The sequence below is a fragment of the Enterobacter sp. MGH 24 genome, from assembly GCF_000493015.1.
Taxonomy (GTDB): Bacteria; Pseudomonadota; Gammaproteobacteria; order Enterobacterales; family Enterobacteriaceae; genus Enterobacter.
The window spans coordinates 371,046-389,176 of the sequence record NZ_KI535657.1 but is presented as its reverse complement, the minus strand read 5'-3'; the positions used below and the strand labels follow the sequence as shown (position 1 = coordinate 389,176).

Annotated in this window: 16 protein-coding genes; 12 read left to right on the top strand and 4 right to left on the bottom strand. The window is 62.0% G+C overall.

Annotated features, from left to right (window positions below; genetic code table 11):
* Nucleotides 1-16: 16 nt before the first annotated feature.
* From L370_RS19885 to hycI, 8 genes are read left to right on the top strand one after another with little or no spacing between them, the layout of a single operon-like run.
* The gene (locus L370_RS19885; protein WP_023308971.1) at nucleotides 17-625 is read left to right on the top strand and encodes a 4Fe-4S dicluster domain-containing protein; all 609 of its coding nucleotides are present in this window, start codon (nucleotides 17-19) and stop codon (nucleotides 623-625) included.
* Nucleotides 622-2,436 (top strand): formate hydrogenlyase subunit 3, encoded by a 1,815-nt coding sequence (gene hycC, locus L370_RS19890; protein WP_023333208.1) that lies wholly within the window; start codon nucleotides 622-624, stop codon nucleotides 2,434-2,436. Before L370_RS19885 ends, hycC begins: the two co-directional genes overlap by 4 nt.
* 1 nt (nucleotide 2,437) lies before the next feature.
* Nucleotides 2,438-3,361 carry a respiratory chain complex I subunit 1 family protein gene (locus L370_RS19895; RefSeq protein ID WP_023333207.1) on the top strand — a complete coding sequence of 308 codons (924 nt, stop codon included), beginning with the start codon at nucleotides 2,438-2,440 and terminating at the stop codon, nucleotides 3,359-3,361.
* 15 nt (nucleotides 3,362-3,376) lie between these two features.
* A complete protein-coding gene (gene hycE / locus L370_RS19900; RefSeq protein WP_023333206.1) occupies nucleotides 3,377-5,086 on the top strand; it encodes a formate hydrogenlyase subunit HycE in 1,710 nt (569 codons plus the stop codon).
* 9 nt (nucleotides 5,087-5,095) lie between these two features.
* The gene (locus L370_RS19905) at nucleotides 5,096-5,638 is read left to right on the top strand and encodes a formate hydrogenlyase complex iron-sulfur subunit (protein WP_023333205.1); all 543 of its coding nucleotides are present in this window, start codon (nucleotides 5,096-5,098) and stop codon (nucleotides 5,636-5,638) included.
* The gene (locus L370_RS19910; protein WP_023333204.1) at nucleotides 5,638-6,405 is read left to right on the top strand and encodes an NADH-quinone oxidoreductase subunit B family protein; all 768 of its coding nucleotides are present in this window, start codon (nucleotides 5,638-5,640) and stop codon (nucleotides 6,403-6,405) included. The genes L370_RS19905 and L370_RS19910 overlap by 1 nt, the downstream gene beginning before the upstream one ends.
* The gene (locus L370_RS19915; RefSeq protein ID WP_023333203.1) at nucleotides 6,402-6,812 is read left to right on the top strand and encodes a formate hydrogenlyase maturation HycH family protein; all 411 of its coding nucleotides are present in this window, start codon (nucleotides 6,402-6,404) and stop codon (nucleotides 6,810-6,812) included. The genes L370_RS19910 and L370_RS19915 overlap by 4 nt, the downstream gene beginning before the upstream one ends.
* Nucleotides 6,805-7,260, top strand: a complete 456-nt coding sequence (gene hycI, locus L370_RS19920; RefSeq protein WP_023333202.1) for a hydrogenase maturation peptidase HycI — start codon at nucleotides 6,805-6,807, stop codon at nucleotides 7,258-7,260. The genes L370_RS19915 and hycI overlap by 8 nt, the downstream gene beginning before the upstream one ends.
* A gap of 81 nt (nucleotides 7,261-7,341) precedes the next feature.
* On the opposite strand, the gene L370_RS19925 is transcribed toward hycI, so the two are convergent.
* Both L370_RS19925 and ascF read right to left on the bottom strand, forming a co-directional pair.
* Nucleotides 7,342-8,766 (bottom strand): 6-phospho-beta-glucosidase, encoded by a 1,425-nt coding sequence (locus L370_RS19925; protein WP_023333201.1) that lies wholly within the window; start codon nucleotides 8,764-8,766, stop codon nucleotides 7,342-7,344.
* An 18-nt stretch (nucleotides 8,767-8,784) separates the two neighbouring features.
* The gene (ascF, locus tag L370_RS19930) at nucleotides 8,785-10,236 is read right to left on the bottom strand and encodes a PTS cellobiose/arbutin/salicin transporter subunit IIBC (protein WP_023333200.1); all 1,452 of its coding nucleotides are present in this window, start codon (nucleotides 10,234-10,236) and stop codon (nucleotides 8,785-8,787) included.
* Nucleotides 10,237-10,450: 214 nt separating this feature from the next.
* On the opposite strand from ascF, the gene L370_RS19935 reads away from it, so the two are divergent.
* From L370_RS19935 to L370_RS19950, 4 genes are all read left to right on the top strand, one after another.
* Complete coding sequence (locus L370_RS19935) at nucleotides 10,451-11,464, top strand: LacI family DNA-binding transcriptional regulator (RefSeq protein WP_023333199.1); 1,014 nt, start codon at nucleotides 10,451-10,453, stop codon at nucleotides 11,462-11,464.
* Between the two features lie 134 nt (nucleotides 11,465-11,598).
* Nucleotides 11,599-12,144, top strand: coding sequence for an electron transport protein HydN (gene hydN, locus L370_RS19940; protein ID WP_008499565.1), 546 nt, complete (start codon nucleotides 11,599-11,601; stop codon nucleotides 12,142-12,144).
* Between the two features lie 6 nt (nucleotides 12,145-12,150).
* Nucleotides 12,151-14,367 (top strand): carbamoyltransferase HypF, encoded by a 2,217-nt coding sequence (gene hypF / locus L370_RS19945; protein ID WP_023333198.1) that lies wholly within the window; start codon nucleotides 12,151-12,153, stop codon nucleotides 14,365-14,367.
* 1 nt (nucleotide 14,368) lies between these two features.
* Nucleotides 14,369-15,391, top strand: coding sequence for a HoxN/HupN/NixA family nickel/cobalt transporter (locus tag L370_RS19950; RefSeq protein WP_023333197.1), 1,023 nt, complete (start codon nucleotides 14,369-14,371; stop codon nucleotides 15,389-15,391).
* Between the two features lie 113 nt (nucleotides 15,392-15,504).
* On the opposite strand, the gene norW is transcribed toward L370_RS19950, so the two are convergent.
* Together norW and norV are read right to left on the bottom strand one after the other, a co-directional pair.
* Nucleotides 15,505-16,638 (bottom strand): NADH:flavorubredoxin reductase NorW, encoded by a 1,134-nt coding sequence (gene norW / locus L370_RS19955; RefSeq protein ID WP_023333196.1) that lies wholly within the window; start codon nucleotides 16,636-16,638, stop codon nucleotides 15,505-15,507.
* Entirely contained in the window at nucleotides 16,635-18,083 is a 1,449-nt protein-coding gene (gene norV, locus L370_RS19960; RefSeq protein ID WP_023333195.1) for an anaerobic nitric oxide reductase flavorubredoxin, read from the bottom strand. Before norV ends, norW begins: the two co-directional genes overlap by 4 nt.
* Between the last annotated feature and the right edge of the window lie 48 nt (nucleotides 18,084-18,131).

Here is an 18,131-nt window from a genome sequence, read left to right as displayed (position 1 = left end):
ACCAGAGGATAACCCGGTGAACCGTTTTGTAATTGCTGACTCGACGGTCTGTATTGGCTGTCGAACCTGTGAGGCGGCGTGTTCGGAAACGCATCGCCTGCATGGGCTGCAGTCCATGCCGCGCCTGCACGTCATGCGTAATGAAAAAGAGTCTGCCCCGCAGCTCTGCCATCACTGTGAAGACGCCCCCTGCGCGGGCGTCTGCCCTGTGAATGCCATCACCCGCGTGGATGGCGCTGTCCAGCTGAACGAAAGCCTGTGCGTAAGCTGCAAGCTGTGCGGCATTGCCTGCCCGTTCGGCGCGATTGAATTTTCCGGCAGCCGTCCGCTGCATATTCCGGCGAACGCCAACTCGCCAAAAGCCCCGCCCGCGCCACCGGCGCCTGCACGCGTAAGCACGCTGCTGGACTGGGTGCCCGGCATCCGCGCCGTTGCGGTGAAATGCGACCTGTGCAGCTTCGATGAGCAGGGCCCGGCATGCGTGCGCACCTGTCCGACTAAGGCGTTGATTCTGGTTAACATTCGCGACATCGCCCGTACCAGCAAGCGTAAACGCGAGCTGACCATCAACAGTGATTTTGGCGATCTTTCTCTTCTACAGGCGCTTAACGAGGGGGCGAAATGAACGCGGCGATGATGATTACCAGCGCGGTAGCCTGTTTTGCTGGCGCCGCTGTTCTGGCGCTGATCTTCTCATTCCATAAAACCCTGAGCGGCGCGATCGCCGGGCTCGGCGGGGCGGTCGCTAGCCTGATGACGCTGGCGGCAGGCGGCGTTGTCCTGCTCGGCGGCCAGTCCGCTGAGAGCGTGATGCCGCTGATTCGCCACACCGTTGAGATCACGCCCCTGAACGCCATCTGGCTGGTGACGTTTGGCCTGTGCGGGCTGTTTATCAGCCTGTTCAATATCGACTGGCACCGCCATCCGCACGCCAGGGCTAACGGCCTGCTGGTTAACCTGCTGATGGCGGCGGCGGTCTGCACCGTTATCGCCAGCAACCTCGGCGCGCTGGTGGTGATGGCGGAAATCATGGCGCTGTGCGGCGTGTTCCTGACGGGCTGCAGCGCCTCCGGCAAGCTGTGGTTTGCGCTGGGACGACTCGGAACGCTGCTGCTGACGCTGGCCTGCTGGCTGGTGTGGCAACGCTTTGGCACGCTGGACTTCGCTGCGCTCAACGGGCATCCGCTGGGGAACGACGTCTGGCTGCTGAGCGTGCTCGGCTTTGGTCTGCTCGCTGGCATCATCCCGCTGCACGGCTGGGTGCCGCAGGCGCATGCGAATGCCTCCGCGCCCGCCGCCGCGCTGTTTTCTGTGGTGGTGATGAAAGTGGGGCTGTTCGGGATTCTGGCGATTACGCTGACCGGCGGACAACCGCCTCTGTGGTGGGGCGTCGTGCTGCTGGTCGCCGGAATGATTACCGCGTTCGTCGGCGGCCTGTACGCGCTGATGGAGCACAATATTCAGCGTCTTCTGGCGTACCACACGCTGGAAAACATCGGCATCATCCTGCTCGGTATCGGCGCGGGCGTGACCGGGCTGGCGCTCAACCAGCCGGCGCTGATTGCGGCCGGGTTTATCGGCGGTCTGTATCACCTCGTCAACCACAGCCTGTTTAAGAGCACCCTGTTCCTCGGCGCGGGCAGCGTCTGGTTCCGCACCGGTCATCGGGATATCGAAAAGCTGGGCGGGATTGGCAAAAAGATGCCCGTCATTTCACTCGCCATGCTGGTGGGTCTGATGGCAATGGCCGCGCTGCCGCCGCTGAACGGCTTTGCCGGGGAGTGGGTGATCTACCAGTCCTTCTTCGCGCTCGGCCAGAGCGACGCATTTATTGCACGCCTGCTCGGCCCACTGCTGGCGGTCGGGCTGGCGATTACCGGAGCGCTGGCGGTGATGTGTATGGCGAAAGTCTACGGCGTGACCTTCCTCGGCGCGCCGCGCACCCGCGAAGCGGAAAACGCCTGCTGCGCACCGTTGTTGATGGGCGCGAGCGTGGTCGCGCTGGCGCTGTGCTGCATCGCGGGCGGCGTCGCCGCGCCGTGGCTGCTGCCGCTGCTGGGCAACGCCATTCCGCTGCCGCTGACCGTGGCGAATACCACCGTCTCTCAGCCCATGATCGCGCTGCTGCTGATTGGCGCACCGCTGCTGCCGCTCGTACTGATGCTGTTCTTCAAGCGCGACCGGCTCGCCTCCCGCTCGCGCGGTGCGGCGTGGGCCTGCGGCTACGAACACGAACAGTCGATGGTCATCACCGCCCACGGTTTCGCCATGCCGGTGAAGGAGAACTTCGCCGCCGTGCTGAAGCTGCGCCACTGGTTGAACCCGGTGGGCTGGGTACCCGGCTGGCAGAGTGCCGCCGCGCCCGCGCTGTTCCGCCGTCTGGCGGTCATCGAGCTGGCGGTGCTGGTGGTCATTGTGATTTCACGAGGAGCCTGACATGAGTCTGTTACTGGCAATTCTTCAGGCGCTGGTGCTGTTCGCCGCTGCGCCGCTGTTGTCGGGCATCACGCGCGTGGCGCGCGCCCGGATGCACAACCGTCGCGGGCCCGGGGTGCTCCAGGAGTACCGCGATCTCTTTAAACTGCTCTCCCGTCAGAGCGTCGCGCCGGACGCCGCAGGCTGGGTCTTCCGCCTGACGCCGTTCGTGATGGTGGGCGTCATGCTGACCATCGCCACCGCGCTGCCGGTGGTGACGGTGGCGTCGCCGCTGCCGGCGCTCGGCGATCTGATTACGCTGATTTACCTCTTCGCTATCGCGCGCTTCTTCTTTGCGATTGCGGGCCTGGACACCGGAAGCCCGTTTACCGGCATCGGCGCAAGCCGCGAGGCGATGCTCGGCGTGCTGGTGGAGCCGATCCTGCTGCTGGGGCTGTGGGTCGCCGCGCAGGTGGCGGGTTCCACCCACATCAGCTTTATCACCCACACCGTTTACCACTGGCCGGTGGCGCGCTCGATCCCACTGGTGCTGGCGCTCTGCGCCTGCGCGTTCGCTACGTTTATTGAGATGGGCAAACTGCCGTTCGACCTCGCGGAAGCCGAGCAGGAGCTGCAGGAAGGGCCGCTTACCGAATACAGCGGCTACGGCTTCGCGGTGCTGAAGTGGGGCATCAGCCTCAAACAGCTGGTGGTGCTGCAGATGTTTGTCGGCGTCTTCTTCCCGTGGGGGCAAATGACGCACTTCTCCGCAGGCGGTCTGGTGCTGGCCGTGGTGATTGCCGCCCTCAAGCTGCTGGTCGGCGTGCTGGTAATTGCCCTGTTTGAAAACAGCATGGCGCGCCTGCGTTTTGTCGAAACGTCTCGCATCACCTGGGCCGGTTTTGGTTTTGCATTTTTAGCGTTCGTCTCCTTGCTGGTGGCGTGATTAAAGAGAGTATTTATGTCTGAAGAAAAGAAAGGTCAGCAGTATCTCGCCGCGTTGCATCAGGCTTTCCCCGGCGTGGTGCTGGAGGAGTCCTGGCAAACCAAAGACCAGATAACCGTCACCGTAAAGGTGAACTACCTGCCGGAAGTGGTGGAGTTTCTCTACTACCAGCAGGGCGGCTGGCTGTCGGTGCTGTTCGGCAACGACGAGCGTCAGCTGTGTGGCAACTATGCGGTGTACTACGTGATGTCGATGGAGCAGGGGGAGAAGTGCTGGCTCACCGTGCGCGTAGAGGTCGATCCGGCTAAACCGGAATACCCCTCCGTCACGCCGCGCGTGCCTGCCGCCGTCTGGGGCGAGCGCGAAGTGCGTGACATGTATGGTCTGGTGCCGGTTGGCCTGCCTGACGAGCGTCGCCTGGTGCTGCCGGACGACTGGCCGGACGAACTCTATCCGCTGCGCAAGGACAGCATGGACTACCGCCAGCGCCCGGCCCCGACCACCGACAGCGAAACCTACGAGTTCATCAACGAGCTGGGCAGCAAGAAGAACAACGTGGTGCCGATCGGCCCGCTGCACGTCACCTCCGACGAACCGGGCCACTTCCGCCTGTTCGTCGACGGCGAGAACATCATCGACGCCGACTACCGCCTGTTCTACGTCCACCGCGGCATGGAAAAGCTGGCGGAAACCCGCATGGGCTACAACGAAGTGACGTTCCTCTCTGACCGCGTGTGCGGCATCTGCGGCTTCGCCCACAGCACCGCCTACACCACCTCGGTGGAGAACGGCATGGGGATCGTGGTGCCCGAACGCGCGCAGATGATCCGCGCCATTCTGCTGGAGGTGGAGCGCCTGCACTCTCACCTGCTGAACCTCGGCCTGGCCTGCCACTTCGTCGGCTTTGACTCCGGGTTTATGCAGTTCTTCCGCGTGCGCGAGGCGTCGATGAAGATGGCGGAGATCCTCACCGGGGCGCGTAAAACCTACGGCCTGAACCTGATCGGCGGGATCCGCCGCGACCTGCTGAAGGACGACATGATCCAGACCCGCCAGCTGGCGCAGCAGATGCGCCGCGACGTGCAGGAGCTGGTGGACATGCTGCTCAGCACGCCAAACATCGAGCAGCGCACCGTCGGCATCGGTCGCCTTGACCCGGAGATCGCCCGCGACTTCAGCAACGTCGGCCCGATGGTGCGCGCCAGCGGCCACGCCCGCGACACCCGCGCCGATCACCCGTTCGTCGGCTACGGCCTGCTGCCGATGACCGTACACAGCGAGCAGGGCTGCGACGTCATCTCGCGCCTCAAGGTGCGCATCAACGAGGTGTTTACCGCCCTGAATATGATCGACTTCGGCCTCGATAACCTGCCGGGCGGTCCGCTGATGGTGGAAGGCTTCACCTACATTCCGAACCGCTTTGCCCTCGGCTTTGCCGAAGCGCCGCGCGGGGACGACATCCACTGGAGCATGACCGGCGACAACCAGAAGCTCTACCGCTGGCGCTGCCGTGCGGCCACCTACGCCAACTGGCCAACCCTGCGCTATATGCTGCGCGGCAACACGGTTTCCGATGCGCCGCTGATCATCGGCAGCCTCGACCCGTGCTACTCCTGCACCGACCGCATGACCGTCGTGGACGTGCGCAAGAAGAAAAGCCAGGTGGTGCCGTACAAAGAGCTTGAGCGCTACAGCATCGAGCGTAAGAACTCGCCGCTGAAATAAGGACTCGCCATGTTTACCTTTATCAAAAAAGTGATCAAAACCGGCACCCAGACCAGCAGCTATCCGCTGGAGCCGATGCCGGTCGACAAAAACTTTCGCGGCAAGCCGGAGCATAATCCGCAGCAGTGCATCGGCTGCGCGGCCTGCGTCAACGCCTGCCCGTCTAACGCCTTAACGGTCGAAACGGATCTCAAAACCGGCGAGCTGGCCTGGCAGTTTAACCTCGGGCGCTGCATCTTCTGCGGCCGCTGCGAGGAGGTCTGCCCGACGGTCGCCATTCGCTTGTCGCAGGAGTACGAGCTGGCGGTGTGGAAGAAAGAAGACTTTCTGCAGCAGTCGCGCTTTGATCTGTGCAGCTGCCGCGTCTGCAGGCGCCCGTTCGCCGTGCAGAAAGAGATCGACTACGCCATCGCGCTGTTGCAGCACAACGGCGACGCCCGCGCGGAGCATCACCGCGAAGGCTTTGAAACCTGCCCGGAGTGCAAGCGTCAGAAGTGCCTGCTGCCGTCCGACCGCATTGATATCACCCGCCATATGAGAGAGGCCAGTTGATGGACAATTTACTCGGCCCGCGCGACGCAAACGGCATTCCGGTGCCGATGACGGTGGACGAATCCATCGCCAGCATGAAGGCGTCGCTGCTGAAAAAAATCAAACGCTCGGCCTACGTCTACCGCGTGGACTGCGGCGGCTGCAACGGCTGCGAGATCGAGATCTTCGCTACGCTGTCGCCGCTGTTTGACGCCGAACGCTTCGGCATCAAGGTGGTGCCGTCCCCGCGTCATGCGGACATTCTGCTGTTCACTGGGGCCGTCACCCGCGCCATGCGCTCCCCCGCGCTGCGCGCCTGGCAGTCCGCGCCGGACCCGAAAATCTGTATCTCGTACGGGGCCTGCGGCAACAGCGGCGGCATCTTCCACGACCTCTACTGCGTCTGGGGCGGCACCGACAAAATCGTGCCGGTGGACGTCTACATTCCGGGCTGCCCGCCGACGCCTGCCGCGACGCTGTACGGCTTTGCCATGGCGCTCGGCCTGCTGGAACAGAAAATCCACGCGCGCGAGCCGGGCGAGCTGGACAGCCAGCCCGCGGCCATCCTGCACCCGGATATGGTGCAGCCGCTGCGGGTCAAGGTCGACCGCACGGCGCGGAAACTGGCGGGCTATCGCTACGGGCGTCAGATTGCCGACGATTATCTGCGCCTGCTGAGCCAGGGCGAACATCAGGTGGCGCGCTGGCTGGAGGCGGAAAACGATCCGCGACTCAATGAGATCGTGGCGAACCTGAACAGCATCGTGGATGAGGCGCGTATCCGATGAGTGAAACGGTGGTGTTCAGCCAGCTGAGCCGTAAGTTTATTGATGAGAACGATGCCACGCCGGATGCGGCGCAGCAGGTGGTCTATTACAGCCTGGCGATTGGGCATCACCTCGGGGTGATTGACTGCCTGGAGGCGGCGCTGAGCTGCCCGTGGCCCGAGTATCTGGCGTGGATCGCCACGCTGGAGGAGGGCAGCACGGCGCGGCGCAAGATGGAGGGCGTGCCGAAGTACGGCGAGATCGTTATCGACGCCAACCACATTGCGATGCTTGCCAACGCCTTTGACGCGGCGCTCGGCAGGCAAACCCCCGAGCAGCAGGCGTGGAGCAAAACGCTGCTCAGCATGCTGCACGATATTCATCAGGAGAGCGCCATCTACCTGATGGTGAGGAGATTATGTGACTGACGTTTTACTGTGTGTCGGCAACAGCATGATGGGCGACGACGGCGCGGGCCCGCTGCTGGCGGAGATGTGCGCCGCGAACCCGCAGGGCAGCTGGGTGGTTATCGACGGCGGCAGCGCGCCGGAAAATGACGTGGTCGCCATCCGCGAACTGCACCCGGACAGGCTGTTAATCGTCGATGCCACCGATATGGGGCTTAATCCCGGTGAGATCCGCCTGATTGATCCGGACGACATCGCCGAGATGTTTATGATGACCACCCACAATATGCCGCTGAACTACCTGGTCGATCAGATTAAAGACGACGTGGGCGAGGTGCTGTTTTTGGGCATTCAGCCGGACATCGTCGGGTTTTATTACCCCATGACGCAGCCGGTGAAAGAGGCGGTGGACGTGGTCTATTCACGGCTGGCCGGATGGGTTGGGGACGGGGGATTTTCCCGGCTCTGAACAGCGCCCGGTGGCGCTACGCTTACCGGGCCTACGGTTTTGTAGGCCGGGTAAGGCGAAGCCGCCACCCGGCAAAACAGGCTACTCGAGATCCGCCCCATTACTCGCAATCACCTTCTTGTACCACCAGAACGATTTCTTGCGCTTGCGGTCCAGCGTGCCGTTTCCGGCGTCATCGCGGTCAACGTACACAAACCCGTAGCGTTTGCTCATTTCACCCGTTGAGGCCGACACCAGGTCGATACAGCCCCAGGTGGTGTAGCCCATCAGCGGCACGCCGTCCTCAATCGCGTCGCCCATCGCGCGGATGTGCTCCCGCAGGTAGCTGATGCGGTAGTCGTCGTTGATCTCGCCGTTTTCATCAATCACGTCTTTCGCCCCGAGCCCGTTCTCCACCAGGAACAGCGGCTTTTGGTAGCGGTCGTACATCATGTTCATGGTGATGCGCAGGCCGAGCGGGTCAATGCCCCAGCCCCATTCGCTCACCTGAATATGTGGATTACGCAGGGACTTCACGATGTTCGCCGCGCTGGTGTTGCCCGCGTTCATGTCCGCCGACGCGCAGCGTGAGGCGTAATAGCTGAACGAAACAAAGTCGACGGTGTTTTTCAGCAGGTCGTCGTCGCCCGGGTCTTTCACAATCACCACGCCTTTTTCGCGGAACACGCGGGCGGAGTAGGCCGGGTAGCTGCCGCGCGCCTGCACGTCGATAAAGAACAGGTTCTCGCGGTCTTTCTCCAGCGCCATCCACACGTCTTCCGGCTTGCAGGAATACGGGTAGAAATTCCCGCCCGCCAGCATGCAGCCCACCTGGTTTTCCGGGTTCACCTCGTGGGCAATTTTGGTTGCCAGCGCGCTCGCCACCAGCTCGTGGTGCGCGGCCTGGTACTTCACCTGGTCCTCGTTTTCACCTTCCTCAAACACCAGCCCCGCGCCGGAGAACGGGCTGTGCAGCATGATGTTGATTTCGTTGAAGGTCAGCCAGTATTTCACCAGCCCGTTAAACTCTTCGAAGCAGGTGCGGGCGTAGCGGGCGAAGAAATCGACCATCTTACGGTTGCGCCAGGAGCCGTACTCCGTCACCAGGTGCATCGGCACGTCGAAGTGGCAGAGCGTCACCAGCGGCTCGATATTGTATTTTTTGCACTCTTCAAACACCGCGCGGTAGAAGGCAATACCCTCTTTGTTCGGCAGCGGCTCGTCGCCGTTCGGGTAGAGGCGGCTCCAGGCAATCGAGGTGCGGAACACCGTAAAGCCCATCTCCGCCATCAGGGCGATGTCCTCTTTATAGCGATGGTAAAAATCAATCGCCTCGTGGCTCGGGTAGAACTCGTCGTCACGCAGCGAAAAACGCTTTTCCTTACCGAGCTTCACCGCCAGGCGGTTCGCGCCGTGGGGGATCATATCGACCGTCGTCAGTCCCTTGCCGCCTTCACGGTACGCACCTTCGCTCTGGTTGGCGGCAAGCGCGCCGCCCCATAAAAATCCTTGTGGAAAAACAGACATTCTTACCTCGCTTTCAATTTATGCTTTTGCTGCGTTGTTCTGTACTGGTGCGGTCTGCAGGGCGCGCGCTTTTTCGGCCTCGTCTTCGACAGGGATATCCTCAAACCCTAAAAGCAGGGTCAGAACAAACGACAGCACCACTGCCAGCCCCATCACGCCGAACACCCAGACGATGGTCATCGGGTTGGCCGGATCGAAGAACTGCACGCTGGTGAACAGCCCCGGTGCCGCCATCGAGTGGCTGGCAAGACCGGCCATGCCGGCCACCGCGCCGCAGATAAAGCCGCTGATCAGGCTCGCAATCAGCGGACGCTTCAGGCGTACCGCCACGCCATACAGGGCCGGTTCAGAGATCCCTGCCATGATGGCCGAGGCCGCCGCGGCCAGCGCCGTCTGGCGCAGCTCCGGGTTTTTCGTTTTCCACGCCACAGCCAGCGACGAGCCGCCGAGCGACAGGTTGGCGCCGATTTCCGACGGCATCACCATCCCTTCTTTGCCCGTTTCGGCAATCGTCTGAATGATGGTCGGCGTAAAGACGCGGTGCATCCCGGTCATCACCAGCAGCGGCCAGAGCGCGCCCATGATGGCGACGGAGAGCCAGCCCAGGTAGCCGTGAATGGTGTAGACCAGCGCGGAGATGGCGCTACCGATCCAGATCCCCAGCGGGCCAATCAGCACGATGGCGAGCGGGGCGGCAATCAGCACGATCAGCATCGGCTTGAGGAAGTTTTTCGTCACCGCCGGGGTAATGCGATCCACCCAGCGCTCGATGTACGACAGGCACCAGGTCATGACCAGCGCGGGGATGACGGTATAGGTGTATTTCACCGCCGTCACCGGAATAAAGGCGAACTCAACGTGCTCGCCCTGCGCGGCTTTCGCCATCAGCTCGATAAAGCTCGGGTGCACCAGCACGCCCGCGATGGCTATCGCCAGCGACATGTTGGTTTTGAATTTCACCGCCGCAGAGGCTGCCACCATCAGCGGCAGGAAGAAGAACGCGCCGTCGCCGATGACGGTCAAAATGGTGAGCGTCGGCGCGCCTTTTGGCAGCACGCCGGTCATCTCGAGGATCATCGCCAGCAGCTTGACCATCGAACCGCCGATGATCGCCGGGATCAGCGGGGACATGGTGCCGATCAGCGCGTCGAGGATCCCGGCGCCAATGCGGCGCAACGTCATCTTCTGCGGACCTTCCGGTACGGCGGGCTGCAGGTCCGTGGGCAGCAGGCTCACCACTTCGCGGTACGCCTGTGAAACCGTGTTGCCAATAATGACCTGGCACTGGTTGTCGTTGCGCACCACGCCGAGGACGCCGCTGATGCCTTTCAGGCGTGCAGCGTCGGTCAGGCTTTCGTCTTTCAGTACGAAACGCAGACGCGTCATGCAGTGGGTGACGGCGACGATGTTCTCTTTGCCGCCCAGCGCGCTGATAACGTCGTTCGCCAGCGCAGCGTAATTTTTGGCCATCGGATGTGATCCTGTTATTGTTGTGAGACATGTAGGAAACCGGTTCCACATAATCATCATGAGTTTCTGTGAATGAAACAAGATCGCTTTTTGACCATTTTTTCGTTTCGTGATGCAGATCGCAATGGGGTATCGAAAGCGTGATTTCACCGCTGCGACAATTTTTTTGCAGTGCAGTACACTGCGCTCCATCAGATTCAGACGGAATAATAATATGACCACGATGCTTGAAGTGGCGAAGCGGGCAGGCGTTTCGAAAGCCACGGTGTCCCGGGTGCTGTCGGGAAATGGCTACGTCAGCCAGGAGACCAAAGACCGGGTGTTTCAGGCCATTGAAGAGAGCGGCTATCGCCCGAATTTACTGGCGCGCAATCTGGCAACCAAACGTACCCAGACGCTCGGGCTGGTGGTGACAAACACGTTGTATCACGGCGTTTACTTTAGCGAACTGCTGTTTCACGCCGCGCGTATGACGGAAGAAAAGGGGCGGCAGCTGATCCTCGCGGACGGCAAGCACAGCGCGGATGAAGAGCGCGAGGCGATCCAGTACCTGCTCGACATGCGCTGCGACGCGGTGATCATCTATCCGCGTTTCCTGAGCGTGGAAGAGATGGATGAGATCGTCGAGAAGTGCGAGCAGCCCATAATGGTGCTCAACCGCCGCCTGCGGAAAAACAGCAGCCACAGCGTCTGGTCCGATCATAAAGCCTCCAGCCAGGACGCGGTGTCGCAGCTGATTGCGAAAGGGCACCGGGAGATTGCGTTTATCACCGGCTCGCTGGATTCCCCTACCGGGGTTGAGCGTCTCTCCGGCTACCGGGACGCGCTGGCGCAGCACGGTATTCCGCTGCGCGAGGGGCTGATTGCGCAGGGGAAGTGGAACCCCGCCAGCGGCGCGGCGGCGGTGACCGAACTGCTTGCGCGCGGTGAGCGCTTTACGGCGCTGGTGGCGAGTAATGACGACATGGCAATCGGCGCGATGAAGCAGCTGCACGACAGCGGCGTTGCCACCCCTGACGCGGTGTCGGTGATCGGTTTCGACGACGTGGCCATCGCGCCCTACATCGTGCCGTCGCTTTCCAGCGTGCGTATTCCGGTGACGGAGATGATCAAAGAAACCATCAGCCGCCTGATCTTCATGCTCGACGGCGGTGAGTTTAAATATCAGCAAACCTTCTCCGGCGAGCTGGTGCTTCGCGACTCCGTTATTGACGGCCCGCACCGCTGATGTCGACAGCTGTCATCGTCATAAGTGACGATGACAGCACCACCTTGATGTTTAAATTCATTTAAAATCAATGCGTTAATTATTGGCACGGTTTATGAATATCTCCGCGCATAACTGTAATGCTGGAGAAGCAGATGAACCGTTTTATTATGGCCGATGCCAGTAAGTGTATTGGCTGCCGTACCTGTGAAGTGGCGTGCGTGGTTTCCCATCAGGCGGAGCAGGACTGTGCGTCGCTCACCCCTGACACCTTCCTGCCGCGTATCCACGTCATCAAAGGCGTGAATATTTCCACCGCCGCCATCTGTCGCCAGTGCGAAGACGCACCGTGCGCGAACGTCTGCCCGAACGGGGCGATTAAACGCGAGAAAGGCTTTGTGCACGTCATGCAGGAGCGCTGCATTGGCTGCAAAACCTGCGTGGTCGCCTGCCCGTACGGCGCGATGGAGGTGGTTGTTCGTCCGGTGGTACGCAACAGCGGCATGGGGCTGAGCGTACGTGCGGAGAAAGCCGAAGCCAATAAATGCGATCTTTGCTATCACCGCGAAGCCGGTCCGGCCTGCATGGAAGCCTGCCCGACGCACGCGCTTGTCTGCGTGGATCGCGACAAGCTTGAGCAGATGAGCGCCGAAAAGCGCCGTCGAGCGGCGTTCGACACGTCGTCATCACTGCTGTTCTGATCCGCCATGAGCAGTAACGGCGTACAGCTGCGCGTGCGCGGCAAGGTGCAGGGCGTGGGGTTTCGGCCCTTCGTCTGGCAGCTGGCGCAGGCGCTTCAGTTGACCGGTGACGTCTGCAATGACGGGAAGGGCGTGCTGGTGCGCCTCGCGGGTAATGGGGGGGCCTTTACCGCGAGGCTGCATCAGGACTGCCCACCGCTGGCACGCATTGACCACGTTGAAACGCAGCCGTTTACCTGGGCACAGGTGCCGGAGGACTTTACCATCCGCCACAGCGCGGGCGGGGCGATGGACACCCAGATAGTGCCCGATGCCGCGACCTGTCCGGCGTGTCTGGCTGAAATGCGCGACCCCGGCGAGCGCCGCTATCGCTACCCTTTTATCAACTGCACCCACTGCGGGCCGCGGTTTACCATTATTCGCGCCATGCCCTATGACCGTCCTGCCACGTCAATGGCGCCATTCCCGCTCTGCGTGCAGTGTGAGACGGAGTACCGCAATCCTGCCGACCGACGTTTTCACGCCCAGCCGGTAGCCTGCCCGGACTGCGGGCCCGCGCTGGAATGGCGCGCGGGCGACATCACCGCAGACCGTGAGCCTGCGCTGAGCGCGGCGGTGGCGATGCTGAAAAGCGGCGGCATAGTCGCGGTTAAAGGGCTGGGCGGCTTTCACCTCGTCTGCGATGCGCGTAATCCGCTGGCGGTCGCGACGCTTCGGGCACGCAAGCAGCGTCCCGCTAAGCCGCTGGCGGTGATGATCCCAAATGCGGACGGCGTGCCGGAGGCGATTCAGACGCTGCTCGGCTCACCCGCTGCACCCATCGTGCTCACGCCAAAAGCCTGGCTGCCTGACTTCCCTGAGGCTATCGCGCCGGGTCTGGATAGCGTGGGCATCATGCTGCCCGCTAACCCGCTGCAGCATCTTCTGATGATGGACTACCAGCGCCCGCTGGTGATGACCTCCGGCAACCTCAGCGGCAGACCGCCTGCCATCACCAACCGGCAGGCACTGGATGAGCTCAGCGGTATCGCGGACGGCTTCCTGCTGCACAATCGCGATATTCTTCAACGGATGGACGATTCGGTGATGGATCGGGACGGCGCGATGCTTCGCCGCGCGCGCGGTTTTGTGCCCGATGCCATTACGTTGCCCGCGGGCTTTGAGAATATCCCCGCCATGTTATGCACCGGCGCGGAGATGAAAAACACCTTCTGCCTGGTGCGTGGCAGCCAGGCGGTGCTGAGCCAGCATTTTGGTGATCTCGGTGACGAGGGTTCCGAAGCGCAGTGGCGCGGCGCGCTCTCGACGATGCAGGACATCTACGCCTTCCAGCCGGAGCGCGTGGTGTGCGACGCCCATCCGGGGTACCGGGTGCGCCAGTGGGCGCAGGCGCAGGGGCTGCCCGTTGAAACCGTGCTGCATCATCACGCCCACGCGGCGGCATGCCTCGCGGAAAACGGCTGGCCGCGGGAGGGCGGAGACGTTATCGCCCTGACGCTGGACGGGATCGGCATGGGCGATAACGGCGCGCTGTGGGGCGGGGAGTGCCTGCGGGTGAACTATCTCGCATGCGAGCGTCTGGGCGGACTGCCTGCCGTTGCGCTGCCGGGCGGCGATCTGGCGGCGCGGCAGCCGTGGCGCAATCTGCTCGCCCACTGCCTGGCGTTTGTCCCTGACTGGCAGCAGTACCCGGAAACGCGCGCGGTTCAGCGTCAAAACTGGCCGCTGCTGGCAACGGCGATCCGGCGCGGCATCAACGCGCCGCAGGCCTCGTCCTGTGGTCGCCTGTTTGATGCGGTCGCCTGTGCGCTGGGTATTGAAACCCAATCCTGGGAAGGTGAAGCGGCCTGCCGGCTGGAAGCGCTGGCCTCGCAGTGCGCGGGCGTCGACCATCCGGTGACGCTGTCTGTCGACAACCTCGCGCTTTTCTGGCAGCAGTGGCTGGCCTGGCAGGCGGATCCCTGCGAGCGCGCGTGGGCGTTTCACGACGCGCTGGCAAAAGGGCTGGCGGAACTCGCCGCGCGCCATGCCCGACGCCTGTCGCTGTCGACAATCTGTCTCAGCGGCGGCGTGCTGCACAACCGTCTGCTGCGCGCGCGCCTGCGTCATTATCTTTCTGACTTTATGCTTCTTTTTCCTTCGCGCCTGCCCGCAGGTGACGGAGCGATCTCCTTCGGGCAGGCGGTGGTCGCCGCCGCCCGGTCATGTTCACAAAGGACTTAAAATGTTACGACTCTTACGCAATGAACCTCGCGCCGCGCTTCTGCTGCTGGCTCTGGTAATGGCCAACCTGCTGGCCTGGGGATGGGCATGGCACGCATTTAGCGGCAGCACGGCGCTGATGGCCGCCAGCCTGCTGGCGTGGTGCTACGGGCTGCGTCACGCGGTGGACGCTGACCACATCGCGGCCATTGATACCGTGACGCGTAAGATGATGCAGCAGGGCAAACGCCCGTCCGGCGTAGGGGCGTGGTTCTCGCTCGGGCACTCCACCATCGTGGTACTGGCCTCGATTGCCATCGCCGCGACCGCGACGGCGTTTCAGAAAAACATGGAATGGTTCCACGAAACCGGCAGCGTGATTGGCACCGCCGTTTCCGCCACCTTCCTGCTGGCGATGGCGCTGGTGAACATGGTGATCCTGCGCGGCGTCTGGCGCAGTTTTCAGGCGCTGAAAAACGGCAGGCCCGTGCAGGGCGACATGACGCTCCCTGCCCACGGGGGCGCCATGAACTGGCTGTTTGGCAAAACCTTCCGCCTGGTGAATAAAAGCTGGCAGATGTACCTGGTCGGTTTCCTCTTTGGCCTTGGCTTTGACACGGCCACCGAAATTGGCGTGCTGGGGATCTCTGCCGCCAGCGCCTCCAGCGGGATGTCGGTGTGGTCAATCATGATCTTCCCGGCGCTCTTCGCCAGCGGCATGGCGCTGGTGGATACCCTCGATAATCTGCTGATGGTCGGTGCCTACGGCTGGGCGTTTAACAAGCCGCAGCGCAAGCTTTACTACAACATGACCATCACCGGCACCTCCGTGGTGGTGGCGCTGTTTATCGGCGGGCTGGAAGCGCTGGGTCTGCTGATGGACAAATTCGCCCTCAGCGGCGGCGTCTGGGATCTGATTGCCGCGGTAAACGACAACCTGGGCAACGCCGGGTTTGTGGTGGTTGGGCTGTTTGTCGCCTGCTGGCTGATCTCCATGGTTAACTACCGCTGGCGCGGCTACGACGCGCTGGTGATGCGTTCCTGAACTACCCAGCCCTGTTTTTGCCCGGCGGCGCTACGCTTGCGCGGGCCTACAAGGTTTGCCGTTTTGTTGTTGAGTTGGCCGGGTAAGCGGAGCGCCACCCGGCAAGACGAGGGTTAAGCAGGTAGCGATTTCAGCAGGGCGAAGGCCTCCTTCATCCTGCCTTCGCTGACGACAAAGGCGCGCATCTGACCGTCAGTATCGGTGCCGCGCGCCACCATGCCCTGAGGCGAAAGGGCTATCTCCCAGTTCAGATCCTGACGCTGCGTTTCGCCCGCAAGATGCAGCGGCAATTCCGGCGTTTTGACCTTCACCAGCATGGCGGGTAATGTCAGCGGCGCGCTGCCGCCGAGCAGGTTTTTCGCCAGATACATCGCGCTTAATTGAATCGGCTGTAAAAAGGGCAGCACCTGACCGTTAATTTCAGCGCAGTCGCCCAGCGCGTAAATATCGGGTTGCGTGGTTTGCAGGTAGCTATTTACCTTCACGCCACGGCCTGTTTCGACCCCGGCGCGATGCGCCAGCGCGGTTTCCGGGCGCAGGCCCGTCGCCGCGATAACCGCATCCACCTCAACGCTGCGGCTGCGGTCAAGCGTGGCACGAATGCCGCCTTCGGTTTTGCTCAGACTCAGCAGCTGCGATTTGAGCAGCAGATGCACCCCCATGTCGGTCAGGCGATGCTGTAAGCGACTGCTTACTTCTGCGGGCATCAGCGACGACAGAATACTCGCCGCGTGGTCAACCAGGGTGACGGATTTGCCCGCCCGGCAGAAATCCATCGCCAGCTCGGTGCCGATCAGCCCGCCGCCGACAATCATCACCCGCTGCGCGTCGCGAAGCGCCGTTTCGCTGGCCTGATACGCCTGCTGGCTGTTGAGGGTGAGCATCAGCTCGCGCCCCTCAATCGGCGGTACGAACGCAGAGGCACCCGTGGCGAGCACCAGCCTGTCGTACTGCCAGGTCTTCTCTTTTGCTTTCACCACGCGGGCGGCGGCGTCGATATCGGTGACCCAGGTGTACGGGAACAGGCGCAGGTTAAACTGCTCTGCGAACGCCCCCGCCGTCTGGCGGGTGAGGTCTTCGGCGCGCTGATTCTGGCTGATGACGTGGCTTAAGTCAGGCTTGTTGTACTCGTCCATGCTGTCGGCGGCAATCACCGTCAGCGGCACGCTGGCATCCTGCTTGCGGATGTTTTTCACCAGCTGGCGGGCGGCAAAGCCCGAGCCGATGATGACGATACCGTTGCTCATTTTGCCTCCGTAGCCAGTTCGTCAAAAACGTCTTTACCGAGAGAGCATTCCGGGCAGAGGAAGTTGTCCGGCACGTCGCGCCACGGCGTCCCCGGGGCAACGTCCTGCAGCGGTTCGCCCAGCTCAGGGTCGTAAATCCACTGGCAGACGCTGCACTGCATGCGCGGGCCGAGATCGGCGGCTGCCGCGGCGGCGCAGGCGCAGGCTTCCTGCTGTTCGGTGGGTTTTGCCGCCACTTCCGGCAGCGGTGCGAGCGCCCACTGACGGGCGATATCGCGACCATGCTGGCGGCAGATCTCCAGCGCGTCGATATCAGGGCGCCATTTGGCCTTCAGGCTCATGGACATCTCAAAACCCGCATCCTGTAAACGGGTGGAGAGACGGTCTACCGCGCCGCCGCTCCAGCCGTGGGAGCCAAAGGCGCTGGCGCGCTTGTTGCGAAAACGCAGGCCCGTCATCTCTTCCACCAGGCCGGCAATTTTCGGCATCATTACGTTATTCATGGTGGAGGTGCCCACCAGCACGCCCTTAGAGCGGAACACGTTGGTCAACACCTCGTTCTTATCGCTGCGCGCCACGTTGAAGATTTTCACCGCTACGTTCGGGTCGACTTCATTGATGCCCTGGGCAATGGCGTCCGCCATCATGCGGGTGTTGTTGGACATGGTGTCGTAGAAAATAGTGATACGATCTTCCTGATAGTCCGCCGCCCACTTCAGGTACAGCTCGACAATCTGGGTGGGGTTTTCACGCCATACCACGCCGTGGGAGGTGGCAATCATATCCACCGGCAGGTTAAAGCCGAGGATCTCGGTGATTTTAGGCGTCACCAGGCGGCTGAACGGCGTCAGGATGTTGGCATAGTAGCGCTGACACTGCTCGAACAGCTCGGTCTGGTCCACTTCATCGTTGAACAGGCGCTCGTCGCAGTAGTGCTGGCCGAAGGCGTCGTTGCTGAACAGCACCGCGTCGCCGGTCATGTAGGTCATCATGCTGTCCGGCCAGTGCAGCATCGGGGTTTCCACGAAGATCAGCTGTTTGCCGTTGCCGATATCCAGCGTGTCGCCGGTTTTCACGGTGTGGAAGTTCCACTCCGGATGGTGGTGATGGCCGTTGATCGAGTCGATGGCGTTAGTGGTGCAGTAGATCGGCGTGTTCGGAATGTAAGACATCAGCTCGGTCAGCGCGCCGGCGTGATCTTCTTCCGCATGATTGATGATGATGTAGTCGATGGCGTCCAGGTCGATTTCACTGCGCAGGTTCTGCACGAACTCGCGGCTGAACTTGTGATCGACGGTATCGATCAGTACGTTTTTTCCTTCGCGGATGAGATAGCTGTTGTAGCTGCTGCCGCGCAGCGTTTTGTATTCCGTCCCGTGGAAATCGCGCACTTCCCAGTCACGTTGACCGACCCAATGAATGTTATTTTTAACCAGAATAGACATAGCAACCTCAGCGTAATATCGCGTTTTTCAAATAAGATGGTTTGCTGA

Excerpts from the sequence above, each read along its gene's own strand:
- hycC (WP_023333208.1), top strand. The coding sequence starts at position 622 with ATGAACGCGGCGATGATGATTACCAGCGCGGTAGCCTGTTTTGCTGGC.
- L370_RS19895 (WP_023333207.1), top strand. The coding sequence starts at position 2,438 with ATGAGTCTGTTACTGGCAATTCTTCAGGCGCTGGTGCTGTTCGCCGCT.
- hycE (WP_023333206.1), top strand. The coding sequence starts at position 3,377 with ATGTCTGAAGAAAAGAAAGGTCAGCAGTATCTCGCCGCGTTGCATCAG.
- L370_RS19905 (WP_023333205.1), top strand. The coding sequence starts at position 5,096 with ATGTTTACCTTTATCAAAAAAGTGATCAAAACCGGCACCCAGACCAGC.
- L370_RS19910 (WP_023333204.1), top strand. The coding sequence starts at position 5,638 with ATGGACAATTTACTCGGCCCGCGCGACGCAAACGGCATTCCGGTGCCG.
- L370_RS19915 (WP_023333203.1), top strand. The coding sequence starts at position 6,402 with ATGAGTGAAACGGTGGTGTTCAGCCAGCTGAGCCGTAAGTTTATTGAT.
- L370_RS19925 (WP_023333201.1), bottom strand. The coding sequence starts at position 8,766 with ATGTCTGTTTTTCCACAAGGATTTTTATGGGGCGGCGCGCTTGCCGCC.
- ascF (WP_023333200.1), bottom strand. The coding sequence starts at position 10,236 with ATGGCCAAAAATTACGCTGCGCTGGCGAACGACGTTATCAGCGCGCTG.
- L370_RS19935 (WP_023333199.1), top strand. The coding sequence starts at position 10,451 with ATGACCACGATGCTTGAAGTGGCGAAGCGGGCAGGCGTTTCGAAAGCC.
- hydN (WP_008499565.1), top strand. The coding sequence starts at position 11,599 with ATGAACCGTTTTATTATGGCCGATGCCAGTAAGTGTATTGGCTGCCGT.
- hypF (WP_023333198.1), top strand. The coding sequence starts at position 12,151 with ATGAGCAGTAACGGCGTACAGCTGCGCGTGCGCGGCAAGGTGCAGGGC.
- L370_RS19950 (WP_023333197.1), top strand. The coding sequence starts at position 14,369 with ATGTTACGACTCTTACGCAATGAACCTCGCGCCGCGCTTCTGCTGCTG.
- norW (WP_023333196.1), bottom strand. The coding sequence starts at position 16,638 with ATGAGCAACGGTATCGTCATCATCGGCTCGGGCTTTGCCGCCCGCCAG.
- norV (WP_023333195.1), bottom strand. The coding sequence starts at position 18,083 with ATGTCTATTCTGGTTAAAAATAACATTCATTGGGTCGGTCAACGTGAC.